Source organism: Acidovorax sp. NPDC077693 (genome assembly GCF_044542805.1).
In the GTDB taxonomy this organism is placed as follows: domain Bacteria; phylum Pseudomonadota; class Gammaproteobacteria; order Burkholderiales; family Burkholderiaceae_C; genus Acidovorax.
Map to the genome: position 1 here is coordinate 142543 of NZ_JBITVD010000016.1, position 8426 is coordinate 150968.

An 8426-nucleotide genomic window follows, 5' to 3' on the forward strand; every position below is an offset into this window, starting at 1 on the left:
GGCCTAAGGCGCTGACACGTTCGCTGCTCTGCGGGTTGGCGCAGGCGCAGAATCCAGCCGCCGCACACATCGCCCACACCGCCCACACCGCCAGCACCGCGCCACACACCATGAACCTGCGTTTCGTCGAAGCCTTCTACTGGGTCGCCTCCCTGCGCAGCGTGACGCGCGCCGCCGAAAAACTGTTCCTCACCCAGTCGGCCATGTCCAGCCGCGTGGCGGCGCTGGAGGAAGAGCTGGGCGTGCTGCTGCTGGACCGCAGCGACAAGCGCTTCAAACTCACGGTGGCGGGCACGCGGTTTCTGACCTATGCGAAGCGCATGCTGGAATTGCAGCGCCAGCTGAAGGCCGAGATGGGGTCGGGCGGGCCGATGGAGGTGTCCATCCGCTTGGGCGCGATCGAATCGGTGCTGCACTCCTGGCTGATCCCGTGGATCGAGCAGTTGCGCAAGGACAACCCGGCGCTGGAGCTTGAACTCACGATGGAAACCACGCCCGTGCTGCTGGACCAGATCCGCCGCGGCGCGCTGGACACGGTGTTCGCGGCGCTGCCGGCGTCCGCCGAGGGCATCCGCACCCAGGCCCTGGCGCCGATGGAGATGGTCTTCGTCGGCAACAGCAAGCTGCACCGCAAGCGGCGCTACGCGCTGGCGGACTTTGCGGAGACGGACCTGCTGACCTTTCAGCGTGGGTCGCACCCGCACGTAACCCTGCTCGATGCGCTGCGCCAGGCCCAGGTGGAGCCGCGCCGCGTGCACACCATCTCGTCCATCTCGGCCATGGTGCAACTGGTGCAGGGTGGCTTCGGCGTGGCCACGCTGCCGCGCCATGCGGTGCAGCGGCTGCTGGCGTTCCCGGACCTGCGCGCGCTGGCCTGCGACACCGAGCTGCGGCCGCTGCCCATCCACCTGAGCTACCGCGAAGACCCGTCCACCCCGGTCGAAAGCGTGGTGCGCTCTGCGATGGCCTTCCTCGAACTGCAGTCCGAGCGCGCCAAGGTGCGCGCCAAAAGCTGAAGCCAGGCTGACGAACGGCACCGGCCAGCGCATGCGGCGGCCGTTTTTTTTGCGCTTTACTTCGCCCTTCTGACGGAACGACAGTGCGATGTGCGGCCCGTCCCCAGGCCCGCGAGCACCTGCAGGTGCCTGCGGGTGCCTGTTGTTGGTGCATGCCGCCCATGTCTGCAAGCACTGCGCGGTCCGTCGCCGGCGGGTCGCAGCACACCAACGGCCAACGAAAAAACCGGGCACATCCGCGCTGGTGGCCGGTGTCGCAGCGCCGGGCCGGGCGCCATTCCACAAGGGTTTTGTCGAACTAGGGTTTTCACTGAGCACCAAGTTGGGTGAACTGTGCTCCAGGGTAGTGCATCGAAAAAATCGATGAAGTGAGAGAAAATTTTTGAATTTGCCAGTGCTTGCGCACCGCCAACACAATCCGTCCATCGTCATGCATTTGACATTTCGCGATGCAAGGAAACACGGTGGAATCGGAACAAAAAAATACGCTGGCAGCCTTCGGCCCTGAAGGTCATGGCAATGCCGCCCATGTGCGCAGCGTCATCCGCCAGGGGCTATGGACCCAGCACACCAGCGGTCTGGCCCACGGCCATGTGCAGGGCAACCTGGTCATCCTGCCCGAGGCGCTGGCCGGCGACTTTCTGCGGTTTTGCCAGCGCAATCCCAAGCCCTGCCCGGTGCTGGCCGTGGGCGAACCCGGACAACCTGCATTACCCAGCCTGGGCGACGGCATCGACATCCGCAGCGATGTGCCCATGTACCGCGTCTGGCGCCACGGCGAGCTCAAGGACGAAGTCGCCGACATCACGGACCTGTGGCGCCCCGACCTGGTGACCTTCGTGCTGGGCTGCTCATTCTCGTTCGAGCATGCGCTGCAGGAGGCCGGCATCCGCCTGCGCCACATCGACGAGAGCCGCAACGTGGCGATGTACCGCACCAACATCGCGACCGAGCCTGCCGGTCCCTTCAGCGGCGCCATGGTCGTGTCCATGCGGCCCATGCCCGCAGCCGACGTCATCCGGGCGGTGCAGGTCACCTCGCGCTTTCCCAACGTGCACGGCGCGCCGGTGCACATCGGCGACCCGTCGCTCATCGGCATCAAGGACCTGGCCCGGCCCGACTACGGCGACGCGGTGGAGCTGGCCCCCGGCGACATCCCTGTCTTCTGGGCCTGTGGCGTCACCCCCCAGTCGGCCATCCTGACCGCGCAGCCTGCGTTCTGCATCACGCACGCACCCGGGGCCATGTTGGTGACCTCGTTGCTCAACCACCACCTCGCGTCTTTCTGAGTTCTTCACCCCGCGACGAATCCTTCAACCTTTCAAAGGAGTATCTGAGATGAAAAAGACCCTCTGGGCCCGTGTGGCCGCGGCTATCGGCGGTGCCTGCATGACCTTGGCCGCCCATGCGCAGCAGGAAGTCAAGATCGGCGTGATCTACCCGCTGACCGGCACCGGCGCGGCCGTGGGCGCCGAGCTGCGCAGTGCGCTGGAGCTGGCCGCCGACATCGTCAACAACGGTGCTCCCTCAGTCCCCAACCTGCCGTTCGCGGCCGGCAAGGGCCTGCCCAACCTCAAGGGCGCCAAGATCAAGCTCGTGTTCGCCGACCACCAGTCCAACCCGCAGATCGGCGCGACGGAAGCCGAGCGCCTGATCACCCAGGAAAAGGTGGTCGCCCTGATCGGTTCGTACAACAGCAACGTGACGGCCACGGCCAGCCAGGTGGCCGAACGGGCCGGCATTCCGTTCCTGAACCCCGAGTCGTCCTCGGCCTCGCTCACGCAGCGCAACTTCAAGTGGTTCTTCCGCACCACGCCGCATGACGATCTGTTCGTGCACAACGCGTTCGAGTTTTTGAAGGAGTTCGAGGCCAAGCGCGGCATCAAGCCCAAGGTGATCGCATCGCTCAACGAGAACGGCTTGTGGGGCGCCGAGACGACCAAGCTGCAGACCAAGCTGGCGGCCGAGTTCGGCCAGAACATCGTCAAGCAGGTGTCCTACCCGGCCAAGACCACGCAGCTCACGTCCGAGGTGCAGACCCTGAAGGCGGCCAACCCCAACCTGGTGCTGCAGTCGTCCTATACGGCAGACGCCATCATGTCCATCAAGACGTACAAGGAACTGGGCTTCTCGCCGGACATGATCCTGGCCAACAACGCCGGCTTCACCGACACCGACTTCATCCGCACGCTGGGCAAGGACGCCGACTTCATCATCACCCGCGAGACCTGGGCGCTGGACCTGGCCACGCGCAACCCGATGATCAAGGAGGTCAACGACCTCTTTCAAAAGCGCTACAAGATCAACTTCACCGGCAACAGCTCGCGCACCTTCACCGGCCTGATGGTGATGGCCGACGCGATCAACCGTGCGGGCTCCACCGAGCCCGAGGCCGTGCGCACCGCGCTCACGCAGACCAACATCCGCGCCGACGACATCATCATGCCGTGGAAGGGCGTGAAGTTCGACACCTCGGGCCAGAACACGCTGGGCCGCGGCATCCTGGTGCAGATCATCGACGGCAAATACCACACGGTCTGGCCCTTCAACATGGCGACCCGCGAAGTGGTGTGGCCCATGCCCAAGTGGGACCAGCGCAAGTGAAGGCCCCACGGGCTGAATCCTGAAAGAAAACCATGACTGCGGAAATTCTGTTTCAGACGCTGGCCTCGGGCGTGATGATCGGGTTGATATATGCGCTGGTTGCGATCGGATTGACCATGATTTTCGGGGTCATGGACATCGTGAACTTCGCGCACGGCGAGTTCCTGATGCTGGGCATGTACTCGGCGTTCTGGATGTTCTCGCTGTATGCGCTCGACCCCCTCTACACCCTGCCGCTCACGGTGCTCATGCTGTTCGCGTTCGGGGTGCTGCTGTACCAGTTCGTGATCGTGCGCATCATCAATGCGCCCATGCTCTCGCAGATCTTCACGACCTTCGGAATCATGATCCTGCTGCGGGGGGTGGCCCAGTTCTTCTGGAAGCCCGACTTCCGCTCCATCGAGAACTCGCTGGTCAGCGGCACCGTCAAGGGCTTCGGCGTGCAGGTCGGGCAGCCCCAGCTGGTGGCGGGCATCGGGGCCATTGTCATCACCGGCCTCATCTACTTCTTCCTCAACAAGACACGCCTGGGGGCCGCGCTGGAAGCCACCGCGTCCGACAAGGAAGCCGCGCGCCTCATGGGCATCGATTCGCACAAGATGTTTGCGCTGGCCTGGGGTGTTGCTGCTGCCTGCGCTGGCGCTGCCGGGGTGCTGCTGTCCACCTTCTTTCCCATCTTTCCAGACGTCGGCGCGAACTTCATCCTGCTGGCCTTCGTGGTGGTGAACCTGGGCGGCTTCGGCAGCATCACCGGTGCGTTCTGGGCCGGGATCCTGGTCGGCGTGATCGAGGTGATGGGGGGCCTGCTGCTCGGGCCCCAGTACAAGACCGCGGTGGTGCTGGTGCTCTTCCTCGGAGTGCTGATGTTCCGCCCGCAAGGCCTCATGGGCAAGGCGTGATCACCATGAAAAACTCAATCCTTATCGCAGCGCTGCTGCTGGCCACCCTGGCGCTGCCGTCCTTCGTGGATGCGTCGCACCTGAACATGGCCATCCTCGTGCTCATGGCCGCCCAGCTGGGCGTGGCGTGGAACATGCTCGGCGGGTACGCCGGGCAGGTGTCCCTGGGCCATGCCGCGTTCTTCGGGCTGGGGGCCTACACCTCCACGCTGCTGCTGCTCAAGTTCGGCGTCAACCCGTGGATCGGCGCGCTGATCGGCGGGGCCCTGTCGGCCTTGCTCAGCCTGGCGTTCGGCTGGTCGTGCTTTCGCTTGAAAGGCCACTACTTCGCCATGGCCACCATTGCCGTGGCCGAGCTGGTGCAGATCTTCTTCAACGAGTGGGAGTACGGCGGCGCCGCCGTGGGCCTGTACGTGCCCATGGACAAGCAGGGCTGGCTGTGGATGAACTTCGCCACCAAGCTGCCGTACTACTGGCTGGCTCTGGGCCTGCTGGTGCTGACCCTGGCCGCCAACTGGTGGGTGGAGCGCAGCTACCTGGGCTACTACTTCCGGGCCATCAAGGACGAGCCCGATGCTGCGCGCAGCGTGGGCATCAACATCGCCCGCTACAAGCAGGTGGCCCTGTCGCTGAGCGCCTTCTTTGCGGCGCTGGGGGGCAGCCTGTATGCCCAGAAGGAGCTGTTCATCGACCCGGGCTCGGTGCTGTCCACGGCGCTGTCGATCAAGATGGCCCTGGTGGCCATCCTGGGCGGGGTGGGCACGCTGTTCGGTCCGGTGGTGGGTTCCATCGTGCTCACCAGCATCGAAGAATTCACACGCATCGTCTTCGGTGGCACGGGCCGGGGCACGGACGTGATCATCTACGCCACCATGATCATCCTGATCGCCGTGTACTACCCCATGGGGATTCTCGGATGGGTCAAGAGCTTCAAGGAGCGGCGGACGGCCCGGGCCGACGCATCGCGCCAGGTGGCCGAGCATGCAGCCGGCGCTGCGCCCCTGCAGTCGGCAAAGGGAGAGGTCTGATGAAACTGCTCGAAGTCAAACAAGTCAGCAAGCGCTTTGGCGGGCTGACCGCCAACCAGGACGTCTCTTTCGATGTGGACAAGGGCACCGTCGTGGGGCTCATCGGTCCCAACGGCGCGGGCAAGACCACCATGTTCAACTGCGTGGCGGGCTACTTCGCGCCCACAGAAGGCAGCATCCTGCTGGGCGGGCGCAACATCGCCGGGCTGCCGCCCGAGGCCTGTGCCCGTGCCGGCGTGGGCCGCACCTTCCAGGTGGCGCGCAGCTTCACCAGCATGACGGCCTGCGAGAACGTCATGACCGGCGCCATGCTGCTGCAGCACAACGTGGCCAAGGCCCGGGCTTCGGCGATGCAGTGGCTGGCGTTCGTCAACCTGCACCGCTTTGCCGACAAGCCTGCGGGCAGCATGACCATCAGCGAGCAGCGCCGCCTGGCCGTGGCCCGCGCGCTGGCCATCGAGCCGCAGATATTGCTGATGGACGAAGTGATGGCGGGATTGAACCCGTCCGAAGTGCGCGAGGCCGTGGACGTGGTGCTCAAGATCCGCGAGCGGGGCATCGCCTGCCTGATCGTGGAACATGTGCTCGAGGGCATCATGCCCATCGCCGACAAGATCGTGGTGCTGGACCGGGGCGTGAAGATCGCGGAGGGCACGCCGCAGCAGGTCTCCAGCGACCCGCACGTCATCTCCGCCTACCTGGGAGACGAATGAAAATGCTCGACATCCAAAACCTCAAGGTCTGCTACGACGACGTGCTGGCCATCTCGGACGTGAGCCTTACCGTGGGGGCCGGCGAGATCGTGGCCCTGGTGGGCGGCAACGGCAACGGCAAGTCCACCACCTTGCGCGCGGTGGCAGGGCTCAACGCGGCTGCGGCTGGCAAGGTGTCCTTCAACGGCCAGTCCATCGGCGGGCTGCCAGCCCACAAGCGGGTGTCGCTGGGGCTGTCGCTGGTGCCCGAAGGGCGCCGGCTGTTCCCGCGCCTCACGGTGCTGCGCAACCTGGAGCTTGGCGCCTTCACCCGAGGAGACAAGCACGAGGTGGCCAGCAGCATCGACGAGATGCTGGGGCTGTTCCCCATCCTCAAGGAGCGCGCGACGCAACTGGCCGGCACCATGAGCGGTGGCGAGCAGCAGATGCTGGCCATCGCCCGCGGGCTGATGGCGCGACCCAAGCTGCTGATGCTGGACGAACCCTCCTGGGGCATCGCGCCCAAGTTCGTGACCAAGGTGCTGGACGTGATCCAGCAGATCAACGCCAAGGGCGTCTCAATCCTGCTGGTGGAGCAGAACCTGCACAAGGCGCTGGCCATCGCACACCGCGGCTACGTCATACAGACCGGGCGCATTGCGATGGAAGGCCCGGCCCAGACGCTGCTGCACGACGAAAGCGTCAAGAAGGCGTACCTGGGCCTTTAATCCCGCGCGCCTGCGTGCCCGACCTGCCACGCCCAGCCAGCCGGTCATTTCACCTCCCAGGAGTTCCTGTGAAAGCTTTTTGGATGACCGCACTGTGTGCGGCGGGGATGGGCTGCGCCTTCGGTGTGCTGGCCCAGACGCCGGTGCAATGGAAGCTGGCCACGGGCTACCGTGCCGAATCGTTCCACACGCGCAACCTGGTGCAGTTCGCGCAGGATGTCGAGGCCGCATCGTCGGGTGCGCTGCGCATCGAGGTGCACGCCAACAACACGCTGGCCAAGCTGGCCGACATTCCTGCGGCAGTGCAGGGCGGCAAGGTCCAGGCAGGTGAGACCATCATGACCAGCCTCGTGGCCGAGATGCCCATCGCCGGTGCCGATGCCGTGCCCTTCGTGGTGCACAGCTATGCCGACGCGCGGCGCATGTGGGGACTGCAGCGGCCGCTGATCGAGGGGCATTTCGCGCGCAAGGGGCTCAAGGCCCTGTACGCGGTGCCGTGGCCGCCGCAGGGGTTGTTCTCCGTGGCGCCCGTGAAGTCGTCCGCCGACTTCAAGGGCACCCGCATGCGCACCTACAACCCCGCCACCGTTCGCATTGCCGAGCTGCTGGGCGCCACGCCGGTGGACGTGCCCATGGTCGAGGTCAACAAGGCGCTGGCCGGCGGGCAGCTCGACTCCATGATCACCTCAGCCCTCACCGGCGTGGAGAACCAAGTCTGGGGCCAGATCCGCCAGTACTACGGCATCGACGCGTGGTTCCCCAAGAACATCGTGTTCGTCAACCAGCAGGCGTTCGACGCGCTGCCGCCACCCGTGCGCCAGGCCGTCACCAAGGCGGCAGCCGAGGCGGAAACCCGCGGCTGGGCGATGAGCGAGGCCATCGCGCAGGAGTCGGTCGGCGAACTGCAGCGCAAGGGCATCAAGGTGGAGCGCCCCACCGCCGAGCTCAACGCCGAACTCAAGCGGCTGGGCGAACGCTTCTCGCGCGAGTGGGTGCGATCGGTGGGCAGCGAGGCCAACCAGCTTTTCATTCCGTACTACACGCAGCGCTGAAAGGCGCTGCGGCATTCCGTTTTTCCCTTTCTCAACTGTCGGAACCATCACACCATGAATAACCTGACACCCCCCACACACACGCCCCGCTGGCAGTTCTGGATCGACCGGGGCGGCACTTTCACCGACATCGTGGCCAAGCGGCCCGATGGCTCGCTCACCACCCACAAGCTGCTGTCCGAAAACCCCGAGCAGTACAAGGACGCCGCGGTGGCAGGCATACGCCACCTGCTGGGGCTCAAGCCCGGCGAGCCGGTGACGCCCGCCCAGGTCGAGTGCGTGAAGATGGGCACCACCGTGGCCACCAATGCACTGCTGGAGCGCAAGGGCGAGCCCACGCTGCTGGTCACCACGCGCGGCTTTCGCGATGCGCTGCGCATCGCGTACCAGAACCGTCCGCGCCTGTT

The 8426-nt window shown here is 65.4% G+C and carries 9 protein-coding genes; all 9 read left to right on the forward strand.

Going from position 1 to position 8426, the window contains the following annotated elements; all coding sequences use genetic code 11:
* The first annotated feature begins 110 nt into the window (after nt 1-110).
* Nucleotides 111-1016 carry a LysR family transcriptional regulator gene (locus tag ACIGHN_RS21660; protein ID WP_396505971.1) on the forward strand — a complete coding sequence of 302 codons (906 nt, stop codon included), beginning with the start codon at nt 111-113 and terminating at the stop codon, nt 1014-1016.
* 449 nt (nt 1017-1465) lie between these two features.
* Complete coding sequence (locus ACIGHN_RS21665; protein ID WP_396505972.1) at nt 1466-2305, forward strand: putative hydro-lyase; 840 nt, start codon at nt 1466-1468, stop codon at nt 2303-2305.
* A gap of 49 nt (nt 2306-2354) precedes the next feature.
* Nucleotides 2355-3620, forward strand: a complete 1266-nt coding sequence (locus ACIGHN_RS21670; protein WP_396505974.1) for an ABC transporter substrate-binding protein — start codon at nt 2355-2357, stop codon at nt 3618-3620.
* Nucleotides 3621-3652: 32 nt separating this feature from the next.
* Nucleotides 3653-4519: a branched-chain amino acid ABC transporter permease gene (locus ACIGHN_RS21675; RefSeq protein ID WP_056168550.1), complete on the forward strand. Its 867-nt coding sequence runs from the start codon at nt 3653-3655 to the stop codon at nt 4517-4519.
* 5 nt (nt 4520-4524) lie between these two features.
* Nucleotides 4525-5547, forward strand: coding sequence for a branched-chain amino acid ABC transporter permease (locus ACIGHN_RS21680; RefSeq protein ID WP_396505976.1), 1023 nt, complete (start codon nt 4525-4527; stop codon nt 5545-5547).
* On the forward strand, nt 5547-6260 hold the full coding sequence (locus ACIGHN_RS21685; RefSeq protein WP_056412448.1) for an ABC transporter ATP-binding protein: 714 nt from the start codon (nt 5547-5549) through the stop codon (nt 6258-6260). The genes ACIGHN_RS21680 and ACIGHN_RS21685 overlap by 1 nt, the downstream gene beginning before the upstream one ends.
* 2 nt (nt 6261-6262) lie before the next feature.
* Complete coding sequence (locus ACIGHN_RS21690; RefSeq protein WP_396505977.1) at nt 6263-6967, forward strand: ABC transporter ATP-binding protein; 705 nt, start codon at nt 6263-6265, stop codon at nt 6965-6967.
* Nucleotides 6968-7035: 68 nt separating this feature from the next.
* The gene (locus tag ACIGHN_RS21695) at nt 7036-8019 is read left to right on the forward strand and encodes a TRAP transporter substrate-binding protein (protein ID WP_396505979.1); all 984 of its coding nucleotides are present in this window, start codon (nt 7036-7038) and stop codon (nt 8017-8019) included.
* Nucleotides 8020-8073: 54 nt separating this feature from the next.
* Nucleotides 8074-8426 (forward strand): hydantoinase/oxoprolinase N-terminal domain-containing protein (locus ACIGHN_RS21700; RefSeq protein WP_396505981.1); only part of this gene is annotated, 353 nt, incomplete at its 3' end.